24 protein-coding genes are annotated in these 21,721 nt (G+C 67.7%); 11 read left to right on the top strand and 13 right to left on the bottom strand.

Features of this window, described 5'->3' with window-relative positions; translation table 11 throughout:
• Positions 1 to 122 precede the first annotated feature (122 nt).
• A complete protein-coding gene (locus GGC47_RS08540; protein ID WP_038358403.1) occupies positions 123 to 896 on the top strand; it encodes an NAD kinase in 774 nt (257 codons plus the stop codon).
• Between the two features lie 7 nt (positions 897 to 903).
• On the opposite strand, the gene GGC47_RS08535 is transcribed toward GGC47_RS08540, so the two are convergent.
• Positions 904 to 2,118, bottom strand: coding sequence for a DUF2336 domain-containing protein (locus GGC47_RS08535; RefSeq protein WP_142022547.1), 1,215 nt, complete (start codon positions 2,116 to 2,118; stop codon positions 904 to 906).
• Complete coding sequence (locus GGC47_RS08530) at positions 2,115 to 3,185, bottom strand: lytic transglycosylase domain-containing protein (protein WP_429067666.1); 1,071 nt, start codon at positions 3,183 to 3,185, stop codon at positions 2,115 to 2,117. The genes GGC47_RS08535 and GGC47_RS08530 overlap by 4 nt, the downstream gene beginning before the upstream one ends.
• Before the next feature lie 191 nt (positions 3,186 to 3,376).
• Between GGC47_RS08530 and GGC47_RS08525 the strand changes: the two genes are divergently transcribed.
• The 3 genes from GGC47_RS08525 to GGC47_RS08515 are packed head-to-tail and all read left to right on the top strand — an operon-like array spanning position 3,377 to position 4,990.
• Positions 3,377 to 3,874: a MaoC family dehydratase gene (locus GGC47_RS08525; RefSeq protein ID WP_038358405.1), complete on the top strand. Its 498-nt coding sequence runs from the start codon at positions 3,377 to 3,379 to the stop codon at positions 3,872 to 3,874.
• 5 nt (positions 3,875 to 3,879) lie between these two features.
• Positions 3,880 to 4,758, top strand: a complete 879-nt coding sequence (locus tag GGC47_RS08520; RefSeq protein ID WP_142022545.1) for an HpcH/HpaI aldolase/citrate lyase family protein — start codon at positions 3,880 to 3,882, stop codon at positions 4,756 to 4,758.
• A 19-nt stretch (positions 4,759 to 4,777) separates the two neighbouring features.
• Positions 4,778 to 4,990 carry a heavy-metal-associated domain-containing protein gene (locus GGC47_RS08515; protein ID WP_142022544.1) on the top strand — a complete coding sequence of 71 codons (213 nt, stop codon included), beginning with the start codon at positions 4,778 to 4,780 and terminating at the stop codon, positions 4,988 to 4,990.
• Between the two features lie 65 nt (positions 4,991 to 5,055).
• Here GGC47_RS08515 and GGC47_RS08510 read toward each other — a convergent pair whose 3' ends face one another.
• Both GGC47_RS08510 and GGC47_RS08505 read right to left on the bottom strand, forming a co-directional pair.
• A complete protein-coding gene (locus tag GGC47_RS08510) occupies positions 5,056 to 5,661 on the bottom strand; it encodes a flavin reductase family protein (protein WP_142022543.1) in 606 nt (201 codons plus the stop codon).
• 4 nt (positions 5,662 to 5,665) lie between these two features.
• Complete coding sequence (locus GGC47_RS08505; protein ID WP_038358413.1) at positions 5,666 to 6,235, bottom strand: nitroreductase family protein; 570 nt, start codon at positions 6,233 to 6,235, stop codon at positions 5,666 to 5,668.
• A gap of 103 nt (positions 6,236 to 6,338) precedes the next feature.
• On the opposite strand from GGC47_RS08505, the gene GGC47_RS08500 reads away from it, so the two are divergent.
• Positions 6,339 to 7,298, top strand: coding sequence for a hypothetical protein (locus GGC47_RS08500; protein WP_429067659.1), 960 nt, complete (start codon positions 6,339 to 6,341; stop codon positions 7,296 to 7,298).
• A gap of 58 nt (positions 7,299 to 7,356) precedes the next feature.
• Here GGC47_RS08500 and GGC47_RS08495 read toward each other — a convergent pair whose 3' ends face one another.
• The 6 genes from GGC47_RS08495 to yidD all read right to left on the bottom strand — a co-directional run bounded on the left by GGC47_RS08495 (position 7,357) and on the right by yidD (position 14,266).
• Positions 7,357 to 8,022, bottom strand: coding sequence for an SGNH/GDSL hydrolase family protein (locus tag GGC47_RS08495; protein WP_429067657.1), 666 nt, complete (start codon positions 8,020 to 8,022; stop codon positions 7,357 to 7,359).
• Positions 8,023 to 8,108: 86 nt separating this feature from the next.
• Entirely contained in the window at positions 8,109 to 9,344 is a 1,236-nt protein-coding gene (locus GGC47_RS08490) for an OpgC family protein (RefSeq protein WP_185747992.1), read from the bottom strand.
• A gap of 441 nt (positions 9,345 to 9,785) precedes the next feature.
• Positions 9,786 to 10,400, bottom strand: coding sequence for a GDYXXLXY domain-containing protein (locus GGC47_RS08485; RefSeq protein WP_142022540.1), 615 nt, complete (start codon positions 10,398 to 10,400; stop codon positions 9,786 to 9,788).
• A complete protein-coding gene (locus GGC47_RS08480; RefSeq protein WP_133563411.1) occupies positions 10,400 to 11,689 on the bottom strand; it encodes a DUF2157 domain-containing protein in 1,290 nt (429 codons plus the stop codon). Before GGC47_RS08480 ends, GGC47_RS08485 begins: the two co-directional genes overlap by 1 nt.
• A gap of 178 nt (positions 11,690 to 11,867) precedes the next feature.
• Positions 11,868 to 13,865 (bottom strand): threonine--tRNA ligase, encoded by a 1,998-nt coding sequence (gene thrS / locus GGC47_RS08475; protein ID WP_142022539.1) that lies wholly within the window; start codon positions 13,863 to 13,865, stop codon positions 11,868 to 11,870.
• A 65-nt stretch (positions 13,866 to 13,930) separates the two neighbouring features.
• Positions 13,931 to 14,266, bottom strand: coding sequence for a membrane protein insertion efficiency factor YidD (gene yidD / locus GGC47_RS08470; RefSeq protein WP_112764638.1), 336 nt, complete (start codon positions 14,264 to 14,266; stop codon positions 13,931 to 13,933).
• A gap of 112 nt (positions 14,267 to 14,378) precedes the next feature.
• Between yidD and GGC47_RS08465 the strand changes: the two genes are divergently transcribed.
• Entirely contained in the window at positions 14,379 to 15,110 is a 732-nt protein-coding gene (locus GGC47_RS08465; RefSeq protein WP_112764582.1) for a phosphatase PAP2 family protein, read from the top strand.
• Here GGC47_RS08465 and GGC47_RS08460 read toward each other — a convergent pair whose 3' ends face one another.
• The gene (locus tag GGC47_RS08460) at positions 15,111 to 15,557 is read right to left on the bottom strand and encodes an iron-sulfur cluster assembly scaffold protein (protein ID WP_112764581.1); all 447 of its coding nucleotides are present in this window, start codon (positions 15,555 to 15,557) and stop codon (positions 15,111 to 15,113) included. It lies immediately after the preceding gene.
• Between the two features lie 184 nt (positions 15,558 to 15,741).
• Here GGC47_RS08460 and folE point away from each other — a divergent pair, with 184 nt between their 5' ends.
• The 3 genes from folE to GGC47_RS08445 all read left to right on the top strand — a co-directional run bounded on the left by folE (position 15,742) and on the right by GGC47_RS08445 (position 18,139).
• Positions 15,742 to 16,386 (top strand): GTP cyclohydrolase I FolE, encoded by a 645-nt coding sequence (gene folE, locus GGC47_RS08455; protein WP_142022538.1) that lies wholly within the window; start codon positions 15,742 to 15,744, stop codon positions 16,384 to 16,386.
• A gap of 165 nt (positions 16,387 to 16,551) precedes the next feature.
• Complete coding sequence (gene hisI / locus GGC47_RS08450; RefSeq protein WP_142022537.1) at positions 16,552 to 16,956, top strand: phosphoribosyl-AMP cyclohydrolase; 405 nt, start codon at positions 16,552 to 16,554, stop codon at positions 16,954 to 16,956.
• 193 nt (positions 16,957 to 17,149) lie between these two features.
• Positions 17,150 to 18,139, top strand: coding sequence for a patatin-like phospholipase family protein (locus GGC47_RS08445; RefSeq protein WP_248311079.1), 990 nt, complete (start codon positions 17,150 to 17,152; stop codon positions 18,137 to 18,139).
• 63 nt (positions 18,140 to 18,202) lie between these two features.
• Here the strand turns inward: GGC47_RS08445 and GGC47_RS08440 are convergent, their stop codons facing one another.
• Positions 18,203 to 18,634 carry a CBS domain-containing protein gene (locus GGC47_RS08440; RefSeq protein ID WP_038358434.1) on the bottom strand — a complete coding sequence of 144 codons (432 nt, stop codon included), beginning with the start codon at positions 18,632 to 18,634 and terminating at the stop codon, positions 18,203 to 18,205.
• 162 nt (positions 18,635 to 18,796) lie between these two features.
• A complete protein-coding gene (locus GGC47_RS08435; RefSeq protein ID WP_112764579.1) occupies positions 18,797 to 19,609 on the bottom strand; it encodes a rhomboid family intramembrane serine protease in 813 nt (270 codons plus the stop codon).
• A gap of 407 nt (positions 19,610 to 20,016) precedes the next feature.
• On the opposite strand from GGC47_RS08435, the gene GGC47_RS08430 reads away from it, so the two are divergent.
• Both GGC47_RS08430 and GGC47_RS08425 read left to right on the top strand, forming a co-directional pair.
• The gene (locus GGC47_RS08430; RefSeq protein WP_038358436.1) at positions 20,017 to 20,589 is read left to right on the top strand and encodes a PAS domain-containing protein; all 573 of its coding nucleotides are present in this window, start codon (positions 20,017 to 20,019) and stop codon (positions 20,587 to 20,589) included.
• Positions 20,590 to 20,650: 61 nt separating this feature from the next.
• The gene (locus GGC47_RS08425) at positions 20,651 to 21,265 is read left to right on the top strand and encodes a PilZ domain-containing protein (RefSeq protein WP_038358437.1); all 615 of its coding nucleotides are present in this window, start codon (positions 20,651 to 20,653) and stop codon (positions 21,263 to 21,265) included.
• Positions 21,266 to 21,721: the final 456 nt, after the last annotated feature.

Here is a 21,721-nt window from a genome sequence, read left to right as displayed (position 1 = left end):
CGCCGCGTGACGGGAGGCCGGGCTCGCCCGGCCTTTTTTGTCGCCCGGCTGTCTCGCGCCTTTCGCCCGCCCCGTGCTAGATCGGCAGTGACGCCGCAAGGCCCGCCGCTTCAGGACCCGTCATGACCGAGCGATTCGGCGCGATTTCCTTCGTCGCCAGCGAAACTCCGGAAGCCGAGGCCGCCCTCGTGAAGCTGGCGGAGCGTTATGGCAATGCCGACCCCGCCAAGGCGGACGTCATCGTCGCGCTCGGGGGTGATGGCCTGATGCTGCAGACGCTGCACCGCTTTCTCGGCACCGGCACGCCGATCTACGGCATGAACCGGGGCTCGGTCGGCTTCCTGATGAACGAGTTCAAGGAACGCGGCCTGAGCCGCCGGCTCGATGCGGCCCAGCGCAGCGTCGTCCACCCGCTGTCGATGCAGGCCGTCGACCGGCAAGGCGGCCGCGTCGCGGCCAAGGCGATCAACGAGGTCTCGCTGCTGCGCCGTTCCTATCAGGCCGCCAAGCTCCGGATTTCGGTGGACGGGCAGGTTCGCCTCGCAGAGCTCATCGCGGATGGCGTGCTGCTGGCGACGCCGGCCGGCTCGACCGCCTACAACCTCTCGGCCAACGGCCCGATCCTGCCGCTCGACGCGCCGCTCCTGGCCCTGACGCCGATTTCCGCCTTCCGGCCACGCCGCTGGCGCGGGGCGCTGCTGCCCGACTATGCCCAGGTGACGATCGACGTGCTGGAGGCAGACAAGCGCCCGGTCAGTGCGGTGGCCGACCACACACAGATCGACGAGGTTTCCTCGGTCTCGATCGAAATCGACCGGACGGTCGATCTGGTCATGCTACACGATCCCGGCCACAGCCTGGACGAGCGGATCCTGCGCGAGCAGTTCGGCTACTGAGGGGCCTTCAGGCCGCGTCGCGCAGATCGCCGCTTTCGAGCTCGATCAGGAAGGACGGATCGGCCTCGACCAGCAAGGCGAAGGCCGCGTCGTCGGCCAGCGAATCCGCCATCAGCCGGGCCTCGTCGCGCGCGGCCTCGGCGTCCATGCGACGCAGCAACGCCACGAGCGCGTCGGCCTCCGGCCCCTCCATCGCCTCGCAGGCGGCAAGCACCTCGCGCAGCAGCGCCCGGTCGATGCCGCAGCGCGCCGCGCCCGCGTCGAAGCCGCGCGCATTGAGCGCCAGGATGGCGGCGACGAAGGCCAGTTCCAGCGCGGGCGGCAAGCCCGCCTTGCGGCAGAGCGCCTTGAGGCCGGCCCCGCGCCGGTCGCGCAGCAGCGCGGCGACACGTCCCGGCGGCAGATCGGACAGCGCGACGAAGGCCGCTTCGGCCAGCGCCGGTTCTCCGCTCAGGAGGGAGCGCAGCATCAGCCCGGGCGTCAGCCGCCCGGTCGCGCGCAGCACTTCGACGATCGCCGGCGCATCGGTCGCCTCGCCACCGGCCGCCAGCGCCACCGCGACGCGCTCGGTCGCCTCGCGTGCGAGCCGTGCGCTGCGCTCCGGCGTCAGCCAGCCGCAGCCGGACACGAAATGCGCCAGCACATCGGAAACCCTGGAAGCGATCACCTGCCGCAGGCCGGGCGGCAGGTCGGGCCGCTCCAGCAGCGCCTCGCGAAGGGTGCCATTGTTGCCGCAGCGCTCGATCATCCGCTCGAAGGAGAAATCGGGAATCTCGGCCGTACGGTTATTGGCGAGCGTCAGGAGGGCTTCCTCGCCGCCGACCTCGGCCAGAGCCGCGGCCACGCCCGCGGGCAGGCAACGGCGCATGGCGACGGCGCGCTGGGCGAGCAGGTCACCGACGGCCGCCGCATCGACGAGATCCGCCTCGGTGAACACCGGGGAATGCGCCAGCATCAGGGCCGCGACATCGCTCTGGTCCGCGATCAGCCCGAGCGCGAGATTGCGCGGCGTATGCGGCGAAGGCGCCATCTCCTCGGCGATGGCCCGCCGCACCAACGGCGAGGGATCGTCGATCAGCGCGATCAGGGCCGTCTCGGCCTCGGCGCGATCCTCCGGCGAGAGGCTGGAGCGCAGATAGGCGCCGGCGAGCGCGGCAGCGCCCGAGGCGCGTGCCTCGGCGGGCGCCGTGCGGGCCCAGAGCAGGAAGCGGCGAACGATCATGCGTCGCTCCGCTGGATCATGAAGGACGAGAGGTCGAGCGGCCCGCGCCTGGCCTTGCCGGCAGCCTGCGCGGAGCCCGTCGACGGCAAGGCGAGGTCGGCCGGACGGGTGGGCGGCAGCGGCGCGGCCATCGCCCTGCCCTGACCGCCGGCGTCGCCGGAGCGCGCGCCGTCCACGGCAGCCGAGGGCGCTGCGTCGTTCTTGACCCGTGGGAAATAACGCTCGCCGCTGTCCAGCGCGGCCGTGCGGGTGGCATTGGCGCGCGGCGATGTCCAGAGATTGGCGACGGCCTTCGAGACCGGCTCACGCGAGCCCCCGGTCGAAAACAGCCCGATCAGCCCATGCGCGCGGCCGGGCTGGAGCGCCGCCGCGATCTCGGCCACCGGCGTCTCCTCCGTGGTCGCGTTGCCGCTCGTCGTCGATGCGGCCGCGAGCTGGGTGCTGGCATGGCTCGCCGCCAGCACGCCATAGACCTCCTGGACGCTGCGTGCCCGGCCGGCCTTGTCATAGAAGATGCCGCGATTGGCCGCAGCCGCATCGGGGAAATCGCGCGCCGCAATGCGGCTCGGATCGCTCGTGGCCGCCCGGATCAGATCGGATGCGCCGCGCGCGCCCAGCACATGGGCCATGTAGAGCTCGCCCGCCTGCGGCTGGCGACCGAGCGCGCCAGCGAGCTGGTCGCGGTTCTTCTGGGTCAGCGCACCCGCCATGACGGCGGAAACCTGGGGGTCGTTGCGCAATTGCAGGATCTTCTCGCGCAGCGCCGGATCGGCGACGGTCAGCCGGCCGCCACTGTCGTTGATGGCGTCGGCGTAGTTCTGCAGACCCTGCTTCGGCCCCTCCTGCTTCACCATCGACAGCCAGGTCTGCTCGATGAACTGGAACAGGCCGGTCGCGCTCGAGGATTTCGCCTTGGCGTCCGGCGTCAGCGACGATTCCCGCTGCGCCGTCTTGAGCAGATAGTCGAAGCCCGCGCCGGTCCGATCCGCGCCCTCGCGAATGGCGCTGACGACCGGGTTGGCGGCGGGCTGGGTCTCGCGGCTCGGCGGCGTGGTGAAAAGGAACATCGAAGGTCTCGGGCGCGGCTCGCCGCGAGGCTGCGGGGACGCGCCACAAGATTGCCTCCATTATGGTAAGCGAAGGGTTAAGGCCGCCTGCCGTTCCTTAACGCCGCCGCTTTCCGCTTCCCTCTCCGCGGAACGCGCTTTACCACTTTCGCGCCGGCTCAGTGCTGGCTTTGTGAATGCGGAGAAGGTCGATGGCAGAACTGGAGCGTCACAAGCGCGGCGGGATCTATTTCGAGGACTTCCAGATCGGCGCTGTCATCGAGCATCGCCTGACGCGGACCGTCACGCAGATGGACAACATGCTGTTCTCCAACATGACGCTGAACCCGCAACCCCTTCATATCGACGCGCATTTCTGCGCCACCGAAACCGAATGGGGCAAGCCGCTGATGAACTCGCTGTTCACGCTCGGGCTGATGATCGGCATCTCGGTCAACGACACCACCGTCGGCACCACCATCGGCAATCTCGGCATGACCGACGTCACCTTCCCCGCTCCGCTCTTCGAGGGCGACACCGTGAACTGCACCACCGAGATCGCGGCCAAGCGCGAGTCGCGCTCACGCCCTGATGCCGGGATCGTCGAGTTTCTTCACAAAGCCTACAAGCAGGACGGCACGCTGGTCGCGCAGTGCCGCCGCCAGGCCTTCATGCGCAAGCGCCCCGCCCCCGCCACGATCGCGGTCTGACGCGGATGCGCTCGCTCCTGTTCGTGCCGGGCGACAGCCCGAAGAAGCAGCAGAAGGGTCTGGAGAGCGGCGCCGACGCGCTGATCCTCGACCTCGAGGACTCCGTCGCGCTCGACGCCAAGCCGCAGGCCCGCATCGTCACGCGCGACTTCCTGCAGGCGGCCCGCACCCTGCCGAAGCGCCCCTTGCTGATCGTACGGATCAACGGCCTCGCCAGCGGCATGAGCGACGCCGATCTCGATGCGGTCATGCCCGGCGTACCGGATGCGATCATGCTGCCGAAATCGGAAGGCGGCGTCGATGTCGGCCACCTCGCCGCCAGGATCGCGGTGCGCGAGGCGGAAGCCGACCTGCCCGACGGCGCGACTGGCATCCTCCCGATCGCGACCGAGAACGGCAAGGGCATCTTCGGGCTCGGCACCTATGCCCGCGCCTCGCACCGCCTGCTGGCGCTGACCTGGGGCGCCGAGGACCTCTCCGCCGATCTCGGCGCCGAGACCAACCGGCTGCAGGACGGCTCCTATACCGATCCCTACCGCCTCGCCCGCGCCCTCACCCTGTTCGGCGCCAGCGCCGCGCAGATCGACGCGATCGATACCGTCTTCACCAATTTCCGCGACGATGCAGGATTGCGGGCCGAGTGCCTCGCGGCACGGCGCGACGGCTTCACCGGCAAGATGGCGATCCACCCGGCGCAGGTTGCCCCCATCAACGAGGTCTTCGCGCCCTCGCCCGAAGCGCTCGCCAGGGCCGAGCAGATCATCGCGCTCTTCGCCGCCAACCCAGGCGCCGGCGTGATCGGGCTCGATGGCGAAATGCTGGATCGTCCCCATCTTATCAGGGCGGAGCGTCTGAAGGCCCGCGCTCAGAAACTGGCTGAATGATGTGCCGGAGGCGATTCCAATGACTCAGGTTTTCGAGGTATCGGGCATGCATTGCGGCGGCTGCGCCTCGCGCGTCCAGCGCGCGGCGACGACGCTTTCACCCGGCGCGACGGTGACGCTGGAGCCGCCTCGCCTGACGCTCCTGGAAGGCGCCGGCCTCGACGCCGAGACGATCAATCGCGCGCTCGCCGAGCTCGGCGACTACCGGGTCAAGGGACCGCTGGCGGGCTGAAGCCGGCGGCCACCAGGCATCATGCTCGGGCTCGACCCGAGAATGACGACAGCCCAACGACCGCCCTACCCGCCTGCCGGCCGCTGGAGCGAGAACACGCTCGTCACCTCGGCATAGTCGGCATAGCCGCAGCGCGCGATCGGATTGGCTCCGGCCGTGTCGAAGCGCCCGTCCTTGACGAAGGCATCGTCGATGAAGATGCCGAGGACTTGGCCGATCACCATCCAGCGCGGCACGTCGTTGCCGTCGATGTCGCGCAATTGCTGGATCGAGACGGATTTGCATTCGAGCGCAGCCGGCGTGCCCGCGACCCGCGGCGGCTTGACGAAGCGGGACGGCGCCATCTCGAGCCCGGCATGAGGGTATTCGCTCTGCCCACGCGGCAGCGGCGCCGAGGTCAGGTTCATCTGCTGCATCAGCGCGCCCGAGACGAGCGAGCAGGTGAACTCGCCCGTTTCCTCGATGAAGCTCACCGCGTCCTTCTTGTTCTCCGAGGAGAACATCACGAGGTTCGGCCGCGAGGAGATCGCGTTGAAGAAGCTGTAGGGCGAGAGATTGACCTCCCCCTTTCCGCTGAGCGCCGTGATCCAGCCGATCGGCCGCGGCGCGACGATGGCCTTGAACGGATCATGCGCGAAGCCGAGATCCTCCCGCGTCGCCGAGTAGATCATCGCGTCAGGCTCCGTAATAGCTGATGATGTCCGCCATCACCGGCCGGTCGCGATCGGTGATCGGCGCCGTCGGCGTGCCGATATGGACGAAACCGGCCATGCGCTCGTCCGCGGCGAGGCCGAATGCCGTCAGCACCTCGCGGTCGAACGAGAACCAGTTCGTCAGCCAGGAGCCGGCATAGCCCTTGGCATAGGCGGCGACGAGCAAGGTCATGCAGACGGCGCCGGCCGACAATTCCTGCTCCCAGAGCGGGATCTTGGCGTGCTCGCGCGCCCGCGACACCACAGCGACGATCACCGGCGCATGGGTCAGGCGCTTGCGCTCGAATTCGACCTGGTCCGCGCTGGCCTGCGGGTTGCGCTCGCGGAAGACCCGCGCGACGACATCGGCCGCCTTCTCGCGCGCCTCGCCCGCGAAGACGATGAAGCGCCAGGGCACGAGCTTGCCATGGTCGGGCACCCGCGCGGCGATGGCGAGAAGCTCGCCGAGTTCGGCCCCCTCGGGTCCGGGAGCGGCGAGGAACTGCGGCGGCACCGAGCGACGCAGCTTGAGCAGGGAGAGCGTATCGGTCATGAAACATCCGGGCTATGGCGATGGTCGAGACCTATGCCTTCGCCATGATGAGGACAAGCGAGCCTGCTCATACATCGCCGCAAGGGCTCTAGGGACGAAAAGCATGTTTGAATTGGATGGCTTTGAAGCTGGCCGCCGCAAGATCGGCGGGCTCGGCCGTTTCGCGGCCCTGCTCGTGCCCGCTCTCGCCTTCGCCCAGCTTGCCTTCGCCCAGGTAGCCTTGGCCCAGGCTCCGGCCCCGGCTCCCGCCGTCGACACCATGCCCCCGCCGGCCGCCCAGAGCGTGCAGGACCAGCCCGGCGCGCAGGCCGCCGTCGCCCGCCTCGCTGTCTCCGCCCAGTTTGCCAGCGATCGCAAGCCGATCCGCTCCGGCCTGAACTGGCGCATCCTGAGCGAGACGGCGGACGGCTCGGCCCCGCGCATCGTCGCGCGTTCCGCCGACGCCACGCCGAACTTCATGCTTCCGCCGGGCAACTACATCGTCCACGCCGCCTATGGCTTCGCCAGCGGCACCAAGCGGATCAGCCTCGGCTCCCAAGGCGTCAACGATCAGGTCCAGATCAGCGCCGGCGCGCTGACGCTGGCCGGCTCGATCGGCGACGCGCCGATTCCGGCCGGGCTGCTCTCCTTCCAGGTCTTCGTGCCCCTCCAGGGCAATTCGGAAGGACGCCTCGTGACCGGCGAGGCCAAGGCCGGCGACCTCATCCGCCTGCCCGAGGGCACCTATCACGTCGTCTCGACCTATGGCGATTCCAACGCCATCCAGCGCGCCGATGTCCGCGTCGAGACCGGCAAGGTCACCGATGCGACGCTGCATCACCGCGCCGCCAAGGTCACGCTGAAGCTCGTCGCAACGGCAGGGGGAGAAGCCTTCGCCGGCACCGCCTTCAGCGTGCTGACGCCGGGCGGCGACGTCATCCGCGAGGCGATCGGCGCCTTCCCGCAGGTGATCCTCGCCGAGGGCGATTATGTGCTGATCGCCCGGCAGGAGGGGCAGGTCTATTCGCGCGATTTCAAGGTCGAGTCCGGCATCGATCGCGATATCGAGGTGCTGGCCAAATAGCGCGCTTGCCGTTGCCCGCCGGAACCTGCCGACTTCGCCCTCGAAAGGCAACGCGCCCTCAGTCGACCGTTTCGGCTTTCTTGCTGACGGTGCGGATTCGAATGTCCCCCACGGCCGCGACGATGCCGTCGGCGATGCGCGAGGCGAGGCAGCGATAGCCGGCATCGACGAGATGCAGCCCATCCATGCCGACGAGTTCCTCTTCGGTGAACTGCTTCGAGCGCGACCAGCCCTTCATCATCGCATAGCGCGGGAACAAGGCGGCTCCCTGCTGCTCCGCCGTCTTCGTCAGCACGGCCCGATAATCGTCGAGTTGCGGATAGCGCTCTTCCCGCGGCAGCCACGGCAGATCCATCAGGATCATGTCGATGCCGGCGGCGCGGGCCTTGGCGATGCCCTTGCGCAGGATCTTGGTCAGCTTTTCCGTGCCGATATCGCGGATCGCGTCGTTGACCACGGTCTGCCAGATCACGATCGAGGGCTTCTCCTCGATCACATCGGTATCCATGCGCAACAGCATGTCATAGGCCGACTGGCCGCCCACGCCCTTGTTGAGGACGCGGACTTCGGCTCCCGGCAGGCGCCGGCGCAGTTCCGTCTGCAGAACGAAGGGGTAGCTCCTGTCCTCCGCGCTGGCGCCCGAGCCGGCCGTGGTGGAGGAGCCGAGCGCGACGACGGTGAGCCGTCCCGTCTCCTGCATCGCCTTGCGAGCCGCCGGAAGCACCGGCTGGAACGCCTGCATCGCGCCGGCGCGGCAGCGCATATCGACGGAGGCAGGCGAAACGGGAGGGGCGGCCAGCGCGAGTGAGGTCAGCGCGAAGAGAAAGATGGCAGCCGCGCCTGTGCGCTGGATGCCACGTCGGGAGCCTTGGCAGGCTCCGCGCGCTGATCGCGACTCGTGATCGAACGGTACCACGACAGGAAAATCCCTAGCCCTGTCAAGAGTGTAACCCCACCGGCGCAGAGCAGCAACTGGACGTCCAGGGCAAAAGACGTTTCCGCCAGCACGATCTGCCCGATGATCGCAAGTACGATACCAACGCAGAAGACATGCAGCGAGTTGCGTCCCGAGCAGGCCAGCGCCCGCCCGACGACCGAGCGTGTGAGCATGCCGCCGGCCGGCAGCCAGCGGATGACGAGCCAGGCCAGGGCTCCGAGATGGAAAATCCGGCTCCAGGCGAGATTGGTCTTGTCGGAGCCGAGCTGAACGGAATCGAACCAGTCGTTCAGCAGGGCGATGCCCGTCGGGTTGCCCGTCGGGATCTTCACCAGCCAGGCGAAGAGGAGGAAGGCGACGGCCGCGGCATCGAGCCAGCGCAGCCGCGGCATCGTGACCCCGAGCTGCACCGAGCGGCCGAGAATGACGCCGAGCGTGAAGATCACCTGCCAGGCGAAGGGGTTGAAGAACCAATGGCCGCCGGAATTCGGCAAATGCAGATCGAGCGCCAGCGCCGCCTGCCAGATCGCCAGCGAGCAGAACAGAGTCAGCGCCGGGCTGAGGCGCACGCCGTAATAGATCGCCGGAAACAGGGCCAGCAGCACGATGTAGAGCGGCAGGATGTCGAGATAGGAGGGCTGGTAGGTCAGCGTCAGCGCGCCGATCAGCGCCTCTCCCGTATCGCGGAAGAAGGGCTGGATGTTGATCGCCTCGATGTAGAGCGGGTTCTGGGTCTGCGTCACCGCGACCGCGATCACGCCGCAGACCAGGATGAACACCGCCAGATGGGCGATGTAGAGCGTCCAGAGCCGGCCGCCGAGCTTCAGCGCCGCGATCGAGAAGCCGCGCGTTTCGATCAACCCGCCATAGGCGAAGGTCGCGGAAACGCCGGCGAGCAGCACGAAGGCGTCGGCCGCATCGGAGAAGCCGAAATTGTTCGGCATATAGGCCGAAACCACGTTCCCCGGCATGTGGTTGATGAAGATGATCAGCAGCGCGAGCCCGCGCACCATGTCGATCCGTGTATCGCGCCCCGCCGCACGAAGCGCTCCGCCTTCGGCTGGACGGCCGAACAGCATGAAGCGCTTGAATGACGAGTCTAGGGACACGAAAGGCAGTCCTCTGGCAGGCTCTGTCGGTCGGGAAGGGAAACGCCCGCTCCGGGCGGCCGGTTCCATCCCACCGACGGGAAGATGAACGTCATCTGCAGAATCCGTTCATCTGCCGTTCATATAACTCGGCATGCCGGGCGTCACGCGGCGCAATGTCACAACCCCGTGTGAAGCAGGCGGCCGCAGGAAATTGCATCTCTGCGGCTGGAACATGGCGATCGAGAAACTGTGAGGATCGCGTGGCGCATCGGCCGGAAAAGCGGAATGCGGTTTTCGGAGAAAGACGCAGCAAAAACAAAAGCCTACAGCATCGGACTGAATACGATGCCGTAGGTCACCGCACGCCCTGCCGGGCGCAATCGCAGCAATCACGGCTGCGCCGTCGCGCGGGATCTTTCCGAAAGGCGGATCCGGCTTTCGGTCCGCTGCTATGGCGCCTCAATAAGGCGGTTCGGCATAGACCGGCTTGCCGTCGATCAGGAGCCGCTTGATCGCGGCTTGCCCCGAGGCCGAGACGGCGGCGACGACCTCGACGCGGGCCTTGTCGGTCGTCTCGATCGCCCTGCCCTCGCCCTGCGGCACGAAATAGCTCTCGATGCCATAGGCGATGCGCAGCCGCCGGCGGTCGCCGGAGCAGTCGAACTCCCCGGCATCGTTCAGCGCGCAGGCGCTGGTCGAGGTCACCCGGCCGGCGATCACAACCATGTCACCGCTGGTCGCGGGCCGGTCACGCGATACGCCGGCGGCGCGCGCGAAGCCCTCGCCGTCACGCCTGAGCGTGACATAGACGGTCTCGCCGCGCGTGTAGCCGGCCCCGTCCTTGCCGGTGTCGACCACGCTGATTGGATAGGCCAGCACGACATAGTCGCCCCGGAACAGGTCGCGCGGATCGACCGGCACGGTGCGCAGGCGGATTTCCGTTCCGCTGCTCAGGATGCTGGCCCGCTGCTGCACCAGCGCAAGCAGCCCGAGCGCCAGCAGCAGCGCGGTCGCCACGGCCCGCCAGAGCAGTGGCACCCTTGCGGCAATCGCATCGACCGAGAGCGCACGCATCACGCGGCCTCCCCGGTCGGGCCGTTGAGCCTGGCGAACAGCCGCCGCGCGCCCCAGGCTGTGACGAGCAGCGCGGCGCCGGCCAACAGGAAGAACAGCGATTGGTCGAGCAGCGTGCCGATGGTCTGCCAGAGCAGGATCAGGATGGCGACGCCGAACAGGATCGAGCCCGCCGTCAGAATCCGCCGGATGCCACCGGCCGCGCCAGCGATGACCAGCGCCGTCGCCGCCAGGAGCACGAGGCTCGCCACCGCGATCTTGCCGGGCATGCCGGAGACGCGGTCGCTCCAGAACAGCACCGGCACTAGAAGCGCCAGCAGCAGCCCCGCCGCCAGCGGCCAGGCGAAGCGCCGCTCGCGCGCGATCGCACCCAGCAGGACGCTCAACGGAACGGCCACGGCATAGGCGTAGAACACGAACAGGAAGGCGTGCCCCGCCCGCGCCTCGCTCGCATCGAGAATGCGGGCCAATTCGCTATTGAGCACGATCACGAGGCCGATCAGCCCCCAGGGCAGGCAGGCCGTCAGAAGCGCCGGCCCGCCCCGGTCAAGCGCAAGGGCGCCCAGGGCGACGAAGGCGACGGAGATCGCAAGCCCATAGGCCAGCAGGCCATAATCGAAGGAGTTCAGGAGCCACTGTCCCGGCGCCATGCCGAGCCAGAAGGCCGCTGCGAGCACGGCAAGGTGGTGCACCAGCCGGTTACCGCGGGAGAGCGCGATCCAGAGCGCCGGCAGGTAGAGTGCGAAGAAGCCGTAATGCATCCCGCTGGCCGCTTCGTCCCAGCGCCCGCCGCTCCAGGCGCAGAGCGCGACGAAGGCGATCGCCAGCGCCCCGTTCGAGCGCATCAGGAAGGCCGCGACCAAGGCGCCGAGCGCGACCAGCATCGCGCCGCCCGGCCAGTCCGCCGGCAGATGGTACATCTGCCCGACGAGCGCGAGCCCGGCACCGAAGATCAGCACGCCGCAGGTCGTCGCGGCATCGGCCCCGCCGGTCGAGCCGGCCTTCTGCAGGCGATAGGCGACGGCGAAGGCGACCGCGATGCCGGCGAGGATCATGGCGAGCTTCACGAGGCGCGGAATCGCCTCCCAGTTCGCCGCGACGAAGGCGGCGACGGAGGAGGCGATCAAGAGCCCGCCGAACAGCCCAAGCAGGGCCGGCAGGCGGAAGCCCGCATGTTCGCGGGCGACGTCGCGCCTGATGGCACTGGCGCCGTCGGGCGTGATCCAGCCTTCGTGAGCCCAGCGGATCAGGTCGGCTTCGAGTCGTTTGCGGTAGGAACCGGTCAGCATTGCCTGCTATCTGCCATGAGCCCGCAGGCTTTTACCAGAGGCGGCCATGGCAAGCCGTCATTTCTCCGGGATCGTCATTCTCGGGCGAAGCAGAGCTTCGACCCGAGAATCCCGCGCAGGATGAGACGCCCTTCCGCCCCGAGATGCCCGGGTCAAGCCCGAGCATGACGAGAATGCCTCAGGCCGCCCGCGCCTTTTGCCTGCGCACCAGATCCGGCGCCAGCGCTTCCTGCGTCAAGACGGCGATCGCCTCCGACAACGGCATCACCGTCTGCGCCTGGCTGCCGAGGCGGCGGAGCGTCACGGTCTTCTCCTCCGCCTCGCGCTTGCCCACGGCGATAATGACCGGGACCTTGGCAAGCGAATGCTCGCGCACCTTGTACGAGATCTTCTCGTTGCGCAGGTCGGCGCGGGCGCGCAGGCCCTCGCCCAGCAAGGCCATCGTCACCTCCTCGGCATAACCGTCGGCATCCGAGGTGATCGGCGCGACGATGACCTGCTCGGGCGCCAGCCAGAGCGGGAAATGCCCGGCATGGTGCTCGATCAGGATGCCGGTGAAGCGCTCCAGCGAGCCGCAAATGGCGCGGTGGACCATGACCGGCTGCTTCTTCTCGCCATCGGCGCCGATATAGAAGGCGCCGAAACGCTCCGGCAGGTTGAAGTCGACCTGCGTCGTGCCGCATTGCCAGTCGCGGCCGATGGCGTCGCGCAGCACATACTCGAATTTCGGCCCGTAGAAGGCGCCCTCGCCCGGATTGATCTCGGTCTTGATCCGGTTGCCGGACTGCTCCGCGATCCGTTCGAGCACCTTGCCCATCACCTCTTCGGCATGGTCCCAGACCGCATCGGAGCCGACGCGCTTCTCGGGCCGCGTCGAGAGCTTGATGACGAGATCGTCGGTAAAGCCGAAATCCTCGTAGACCGAGAGGATCAGGTCATTGATCTTCAGACATTCGGCGGCGAGCTGATCCTCCGTGCAGAAGATATGCGCATCGTCCTGCGTGAAGCCGCGCACGCGCATCAGCCCGTGCAGCGCGCCCGACGGCTCGTAGCGATGCACCGCCCCGAACTCGGCCAGCCGGATCGGCAGGTCGCGATAGCTCTTCAGCCCATGCTTGAAGATCTGGACATGGCCGGGGCAGTTCATCGGCTTCAGCGCGAAGACCTTGTGGTCGCGCTCCTTGTCCTCCGGATTCTCGAAGGCCGAGGCAGACTTCACCGCGAACATGTTGTCCTGGTACCAACCCCAATGGCCCGAGGTCTCCCAGAGCGACTTGTCGAGGATCTGCGGCGCATTCACCTCCTCATAGTCGGCGGCGAGGCGCCGGCGCATATAGGCGATGATCTCCTGGAACATCCGCCAGCCCTTGGAGTGCCAGAACACGACGCCCGGCCCCTCCTCCTGGAAATGGAACAGGTCCATCTCCCGGCCGAGCTTGCGGTGGTCGCGCTTCTCCGCCTCCTCGAGCTGCTTGAGATAGGCGTCGAGCTCCTCCTGCTTGGCGAAGGCGGTGCCGTAGATGCGCGTCAGCATCGCGTTGTTCGAGTCGCCGCGCCAATAGGCGCCGGCCACCTTCATCAGCTTGAAGGCATTGCCGACCTTGCCGACCGAGGTCATGTGCGGGCCGCGGCAGAGATCGATCCAGTCGCCCTGCGCGTACATCTTGAGCGTCTGGTCGGCGGGGATCGCATCGACCAGCTCGACCTTGTAGGCCTCGCCCTTGTTGGCGAAGAAATCCTTGGCCTTGTCGCGGCTCCAGACTTCCTTGGTGAAGGGTTTGTCGCGCGCGATGATCTCGCGCATCTTCTTCTCGATCGCCGGGAAGTCCTCAGGCGTGAAGGGCTCGTTGCGGGCGAAGTCGTAGAAGAACCCGTTCTCGATGACGGGGCCGATCGTCACCTGCGTGCCGGGAAAGAGCTCCTGCACGGCTTCGGCGAGGACGTGGGCGGTATCGTGCCGGATCAGCTCCAGCGAACGCGGGTCTTCCCGGTTCAGGAACTCGATCCTGGCGTCGCGCTCGATCGGGTCGGCGAGGTCGACGACCGTGCCGTCGAGCGCCATGGCGACGGTGCGCTTCAGGAGGGAGGGGGAAATGCCCTTGGCGATCTCGACCCCGGTGATGCCGGAGGGGAACTCGCGCTTGGCGCCGTCGGGAAATGTCAGGGAGATCGTCATCGATCGCGCTCCTGCTCACTCGGGGATACGAACCCCGTAAGTCAGACCGGCTACGAATGTGAGATTTACGTTCCGTCGCCCGCAGCCGGATCGGCGCCGGAATCGATAGCCGCCGGCACGTTCGTCCCGCGCCAGCGGCCATAGGACCACGGCCTATACCAGGACGAGCGCGGCGGCAATTCCTCGCAGACCATATCGATGCCGCTGGTGCCGTAAGGGTTGCAGCGGCAGATGCGCGCGAACCCGATCCAGCCGCCGCGCCACAGGCCGAAACGCTGGATCGCCTCGTCGGTATAGGCCGAGCAGCTCGGCCAATGCCGGCAATGGCGGCCGACCAGCATCGAAAAGCTGAGCTGATAGCCGCGAATCGCGATATGTGCAGCCTTACGCGGCCAATAGATGACCTTGTGCAACAGCGAACATCTTTGTTTAACAAAAAGACGCTGAAATAGCTCGTCTGCTTCGTTTTGCCGATCCGCCACCAGAACCGCTTTCCTTGATCGATTTCATAACATGATGCGCGCCAAACATTTTCGCCATGCCCTGGCCGGTTGCGGCCTCCTTCTCGGTCTTGGCCTCGCCACGGCCGCCGATGCTCAGCAGCGCGCCTATCTGCTCTGGCTCGACGGCGCCAAGATCGACATCGCCAAGATCGCCGGCCTGCCGCCGGCCCAGAACTCGCCTGAGGCGAAGGCCGAATTCGAGCATGTGCTGGAGATCTCGCAGGCCCGCACGCCCGAGCGCGAGAAGGCCGCCATCGCCGACCAGCGCCAGGCGCTTGTCAACTTCCTCGACGGCATCGACAACAGCTATGTCGACAACACCCATCGCGAGGTCCGGCTGCTGTTCCGCGAGGCGCAGATCGAACTCTCGATCCTGCTGAAGAGCGTCCATCGCCTGACCAGCCGGCCGCGCCCCTTCAGCGTCTGGAACAAGGTCCGCATCAAGCCCTGCCCGGGCGCCCGGCCGGAAGGCACCTCCTTCCCCTCGGCACATGCGGCCACCGCCGCCCTCTATGCCGAACTGCTCAAGACCGCCGTCCCCGAACTTGGCGAGAAGCTGGAGGAACGGGTCAAGAGCTATGGCGAAAGTCGTCTCGTCTGCGGCTTCCATTACGAGAGCGACCTCGTCGCCGGCGACAAGGTCGGCCGCGCCGTCGCCAAGGCCCTGCTGGCCGACCGTGCCTTCAAGGCCCGCTTCGACGAGACGGTGCCGGAAATCCGCGTGGCGCTCGGCCTGAAGTAATCAGGCTGCCGCGTCTTTGCGCTTCGCCTCGATCTGGCCGATGGCGTCGACCACCGCATCGAAGGTCAGCATGGTCGAGGCGTGCCGGGCCTTGTAGTCGCGCACCGGAACCAGCACGGCGAGATCAGCCCATTTGCCCTCCGGCGGCTCGGCATTCTCCTTGAGGATCGCCCGCGCCTGCTCCCGAACCCGGCGCAGCTCGTCTGCCGTCGAGCCGACGACATGGCGGGCCATGATCGAGGACGACGCCTGGCCGAGCGCGCAGGCCTTGACCTCATGGCCGAAGCCGGTGACGACGTCGCCTTCCATGGTGACATCGACTGTCACTGTCGAGCCGCATAGCTTCGAATGGGCCCTGGCGGTGGCATCGGGAGATGGCAGCCGCTCGAGCAGGGGGATGTTGGCGGCAAGCGCGAGAATGCGCTTGTTGTAGACTTCGTCCAGCATGGCTCAATCTCTCGCGGGTCTGGAAGGGCCCGCACCGGGACACAATATAGGGTTGATCCGCCGCGAACGGGAGGGCATTGGAGACTCACCGCCCGCAGTGGGGGAACTTGTCGCAACGGCCTCGCGGCCCGCGGCCGCAAGGCCTGGATCGCGCGGCGCCATTTGATCCAACGGGAGGCACCACATGATCCCTGTGGTTAAGTCCTTGTCCGTCGAGCGGGCCGTCACCCCCTCCGCAGACAAGTTCCTGGTCGGCAAGCCGACGCAGGAGGAAGCGGAGGCCGCTGTCCGCACGCTCATTCTCTGGGCCGGCGACGATCCGTCGCGCGAGGGGCTGGCCGAGACGCCACAACGCGTCGTCAAAGCCTATAAGGAATTATACAAGGGCTATGGCGAGGATCCCCACGCGATCCTCGACCGTGTCTTCGAGGAGGTCGACGGCTACCAGGACATGGTCCTCGTGCGCGACATCCCGTTCTATTCGCATTGCGAGCACCACATGGTGCCCTTCGTCGGCAAGGCGCATATCGGCTACTACCCTTCGCAGGGCGTGGTAGGGCTGTCCAAGCTTGCCCGCATCGTCGATCTCTATGCGCGCCGCCTGCAGACGCAGGAGGCGATGACCGCCCAGATCGCCGACGTCATCGAGGAGGCGCTGAAGCCGCGCGGCATCGCCGTGCTCATCGAGGCCGAGCATATGTGCATGTCGATGCGCGGCGTGCAGAAGCAGGGCTCCTCGACGATGACGACGCAGTATCGCGGCCTCTTCCGCGACGACCCGGCCGAGCAGGTGCGCTTCTTCACCATGGTGAAATCGGCGGGTCTGTAGGTCCGGATCCTTCGACGAGCCGGAGCATTCGCCCCTGAACCCCATGTCATGCTCGGGCTTGATCCGAGCATCTCTCCCCGGAGATTCCCGGGTCTACGCTTCGCTTCGCCCGAGAATGACGGCGGGGTTCCACGTCATAAGACGATCTCTCCCATCGGAGTCGCCATGAGCCTCTTCCCTGCCCCGGCCGACAAGCACGCCCTCGAGGAGGGTACGGTGCTGAGCCCGCGCTTCGACGCGAACGGCCTCGTCACCTGCGTCACGACGGACGCCAAGACCGGCGAACTGCTCATGGTCGCGCATATGAATGCCGAGGCGCTCGGGCGTTCGATCGAGACCGGCGAGGCCTGGTACTGGTCGCGCTCGCGCAACGAACTCTGGCACAAGGGCGCGACCTCCGGCCAGATCCAGAGCATTGTCGAGATGCGCGTCGACTGCGACCAGGACGCGATCTGGCTCAAGGTGAACGTCGCGGGCGACGGCGGCTGCTGCCATACCGGCCGCCATTCCTGCTTCTATCGCGCGCAGCCGCTGCGGGCCGAGGCCGGCGGGCCGCTCGTCTTCGCGTGAGCCGAAGGCGGGGCTGCCCTGCCTCGGACCGCCTTCACCATTCCGTCAAATCCGGCGGATAATGCGCTGACGAGATGCCGTTCACGTTTCGCTCATCGCATTCTGGGATTCTGACCTTCAGCGGAGGGACGGATCCATGTTGTGGGACAACACCGCGCGAAGAGCCTTCGGCCTCGGCGGAGGTGGGAACATCATGAACGAAATGCCGTCTGCGCCCGAGCGAAACGGGAAGCGCAAGCCGAAGATTGGCCTGGCGCTCGGCGGCGGCGCGGCGCGCGGCTGGGCGCATATCGGCGCGCTGGAGGTGCTGATCGAGGCGGGCTACGCGCCGGAGGTCATCGCCGGAACCTCGATCGGAGCGGTGGTGGGCGGCTGCTACGCCGCCGGCAGGCTCTCCCAGCTCAGTGAATTCGCGACCGGCCTCACCAAGCGGCGCGTCGTCGGGCTGATGGATTTCCACATCGGTGGCGCCGGACTGATCGCCGGCAGCCGGCTGAAGCGCCTGCTCGAGCGCGATCTCGTGGGCCTGCGGATCGAGGAACTTCAGCAACGCTTCGTCGCCATCGCGACCGAACTCGGCACCGGCCACGAGATCTGGCTGACGCACGGCCCGCTGATCGAGGCGCTGCGGGCCTCCTATGCCCTGCCCGGCATCTTCGACCCGGTGAAGCTCGGCGGTCGCTGGCTGATGGACGGCGCGCTGGTCAACCCGGTGCCCGTCACCGCCGCCCGCGCGCTCGGCGCCGACATCGTGATCTGCGTCAACCTCAACAACGACCTCGCCGGCCGCGGCACGGTGATCCAGAACTACGCCTCGGACCCTGACCCCGAACCCGAAGAGACTGTGCCGGAGCGGGAGCTTCGTCCCCCGCAGCGCTGGTTCGACGGCATTACCGTCGCGGCCAAGCGCGTCCGCAACCTCGTCGGCCGCCCCAGCGAAAACCGTCCGGGCCTCGCCGGCGTCATGATCGACGCCTTCAACATCACGCAGGACCGGATTTCGCGCTCGCGCCTCGCCGGCGACCCGCCCGATGTGATGATCGGCCCGCGCCTCGGCCGCGTCGGCCTGTTCGACTTCCACCGCGCCGACGAAACGATCGAACTCGGCCGGGTGGCGACCCGCCGCGCCCTTGACGAGATCGCGACCGTCGTCGCCGCCAACCATATCCCGGTCGGCGGCTAGGACATTGTTTTCCGCATTGTCTTCGCGCGAACCGGTACCCGCTTCGCGCGAAAATGCTCTGGCTCAGGCCATCGCGATATAGTCGCGCATCGCCTTGCTTTCGGCCTCGATCGCCGCGACGCGATGCTTCACCACGTCGCCGATCGAGACGATGCCGGCGACGCGGCCGTTCTCGATGACCGGCACATGGCGGAAGCGCCCGGTCGTCATGATCTCCATCAGCTCGTCGACGCTGGTCTGCGGGCGGCAGGTCACCACCTTCGCGGTCATCGCCCGCGAAACCGCGCTCTCAAGCGCGGCAGCGCCTTCCTTACCGAGCGCCCGGACGATGTCGCGCTCGGACAGGATGCCGACGAGCGTGCCATCCGCGCCCATGACCACGACAGCGCCGATTCGCCGCTCGCTCAGGACGCGAACCGCTTCCGCCAGGGTCCGGTGCGGCTGCACCGAAATGACCTCCCGGCCCTTGCCGCTCAGCAACTGCTCGACATTCATCGAAGGCTCCTCCTGCTGACGCGCCGTTGGCCGGCGCGTGGTTCCGCTGCCGCTCCACGGCTGCCGGCGGACTCACGATGCCGGGCAGGCTCGAGGAGTGCTTCGCAATGACAGGGAGTGTGGGGTAAGACCGCGGCGCAGGCAAGGCGCGCGAGCGCCCGTTCAGCTGCGTTTCTGCCCACGGTCGAGCAGCGGGAACAGCAGGAGCCCGACGAGGAAGCCGCCGATATGCGCTTCCCAGGCGATGCTGGTCGCCTCGCCGAAGATCGGCACGAGCCCGGCGCCGAACAGGATGTTCGTCACGAACCAGATGCCGGTGAACAGCACGGCGCGCGAATTGCGCCAGAGCTGCCCGAGCGGTTCGGCCGGGATCGCTTTCACCACCTCGTCATTGCCGAGCTCGCCGAAGCGCAGGCCCGGCGCGAAGACGAAGCGGATCGCGGCCGCCGTCGCCCCCGAGATTCCCGCCGAGGCGCCGACCAGCGGCAGCAGGTCGAGATCGCGCGACCACCAGTGCAGCAGCGCGCCGCCAATCGTGGACAGCGCCAGGAGATTGAGGAAGCGGCCAGGTCCGAGCCGTCGCGCCACCGGGCTGCCGAAGGCAGCGAGCCACAGGCCGTTCGAGGCCAGATGCAGCCAGGAGCCGTGCAGGAAGCCATAGGTCAGCAGCGTCCAGAGCCGGACGCCGCCATCCGCCAGCAGGAGGCGGGCGAGCTGCAGCCGATCGCCGACATCCTGCCCGACGGTCGATTGCGCCAGCGCCCCGACGACGTCGTCAAGCCTGTCGGGTGACAGCCACAGCGTCAGCCGCGCCGGCACGAAGGCCAGCCACGACATCAGCAGATAGTCGTTCTCGTCCGAGAGCAGGCTGCGGCCGGCCTGGATCAGCGCCAGCACCGCCAGGAGCTGGACGATCACGGACGGCAGGTTGAAGGCGGGCTCGCGCGCCGGCGGGCGGGGATCGTGGGAAGCCATTGCGCCGCAACACTTGCCGAAGCGGCAGGCTCGCGCAAGGCGTGCCGGCCTTATCCACGCACGAAAAAGGGGAGCGGCATGACGCCCTCCCCTTTTCCGCCGGCTGTGCCGTCATCCGGACCAGCCGGACGACGTGTCACGCCCCCTCCACCCCGGTTTGCGTCGGCGGCTTGCCGCCCGCGAATTCGATGGCATTTGATACGCATTCTAGGCATCTTCCACAAAGATAAGACTTCGTTAACCCTAACCGCCCCGGCGCCTCCCCCGACTCACCCCGGGATGGCAAGACGGCATGGCGGGTGCGTCCTCGATCCTATCAGGGACCGACTCGTCCCCCTTTCGGACGGATCTGCGTCATCGCTGGACGCGCGATTCCCCGATCGGATCAACCGCTGAATGGGCGCAGAATGAAAAACACGAGCACACGTCTGGTCTTCGACTACTGGGACGCGCTGCGCGGTGAGCGGGCGGCGCCCGAACGTGGCGAGATCGAACCCGGAGCGTTGCGCCATGCGTTGGCGGACACGTTCATTCTCGAGAACGAGCCGATCGGCCCGGTCTTCCGCCTGGCCGGCACGCGGCTTTGCGCGCTGATCGGCCATGAATTGCGCGGCCGCCCCTTCGCCGCGATCTGGCCCGAGGTCGAGGCGCAGGGCGACATGCGCCGCCTGGTCCAGACGGTGATGGACGAGACGGCCGGTGCCGTCGCCGGCCTTTCCGGCGAAACCAGCACCGGCGCGCCGATCTATCTGGAGCTGCTGCTGCTGCCGCTGCGCTATCGCGGCCGCACCCATGCGCGGGTCCTGGGCGCGCTTTCGCCCGCCCTCACCCCGGATTGGCTCGGCCTCGACACCGTGGTCGCCATGCGGATGATCTCGCTGCGCATGCTCTGGCCCACCACGTCCGCGCGCCCCGCCCCGGCTGAGCGGCAACGTTCCGCCCCGCCGCGCCTCGTCGTCCTGCCCGGCGGACGCGCCTGACCTTGACCTTCCGTTAACCGTTCCTGCCTAGGATCGGCCCCGAATCCAGGCTGGTCCATTGATGTTGAGCGCGCTCCAAACGCCCCGGGCGGCGACCGTTCCGGTCGAACGCAGGAGGCATCACCGGATGAAGGTGGTGCTGCTGGGCCGTTATATGCTGCCCAACCGGATGGAATATCCCTGCCAGACGATCGACATCTCGCCGGGCGGCGTTCATCTCGCCGCGCCGGCCAAGGCCGCGCCGGGAGAGCGCGTCATCGTCTATCTCGAGCATCTCGGTCGGATCGAGGGCACTTGCGTGCGGACCACGATGGAAGGGTTCGCGATGACGATCACCGCGACCAGCCGCAAGCGCGAGAAATTCACCGCCCAGCTCACCTGGCTCGCCAATCGCGAGGAGCTCGGCCTGCCGGAAGATCGCCGGCACGAACGCATCGTTCCGCGCAATCCGCGCTCGATGCTGACGATGAGCGACGGCTCCGAGCATCCCGTCCGCGTCATCGACATCTCGCTCTCCGGCGCCGCGATCTCCAGTGATCTCGACCTGCCGACGGGCACACCCGTGCGGCTCGGCACGACGCCGGGCCGGATCGTGCGCCGGTTCGACGGCGGCTATGCCGTCGAGTTCAGCTTCCCGCTCTCCGCCGACCTGCTCGACGAGAATCTCGAGCTCTGACGGCAGGCCACCGGCCGCCCCTCCCGCGACGACGCGTGTCCGGGCCACCGCCATTTCGGGACATTGCCCGGCAATGAGCCTGGGACCCCGGACCGATGAACGGTCCGGAAGGGCCCCTCCGCCTCTCGCTTCTCCATGACACGCATCCGGGTCCGGGCTGCGGCCTCGCCGCTGCGCGGCGCCCCGGGCTGACACAGGCGGATTGGGCGCCCGTCTCGCGGGGCGGACCCAGCCGACGATCATCTCCCAGTGCTCTGGCACGGCACCGCGATCGTCCGGCCGCGAATTGCGGCCGCAACGAAGGACGGCCTGCGAGCCCGCCGGCATCCGGCAGTTCCCACGCGCGCATTGCGTGATCGGCGCGCTCCGCGAGTCACGGAAACCAGCGATCGAAGCCGCTCTCTCCCATTCTCCACGCTGGTAACAATCAGGTAAGTTAACGAGCCGTTGCCGTGT

Origin of the sequence: Allobosea sp. OAE752 (assembly GCF_050433265.1) — a bacterium.
GTDB classification, from domain to species: domain Bacteria; phylum Pseudomonadota; class Alphaproteobacteria; order Rhizobiales; family Beijerinckiaceae; genus Allobosea; species Allobosea spartocytisi.
The sequence above is the reverse complement of the archived record's forward strand: the minus strand, read 5'-3'. Positions and strand labels throughout refer to the sequence as shown.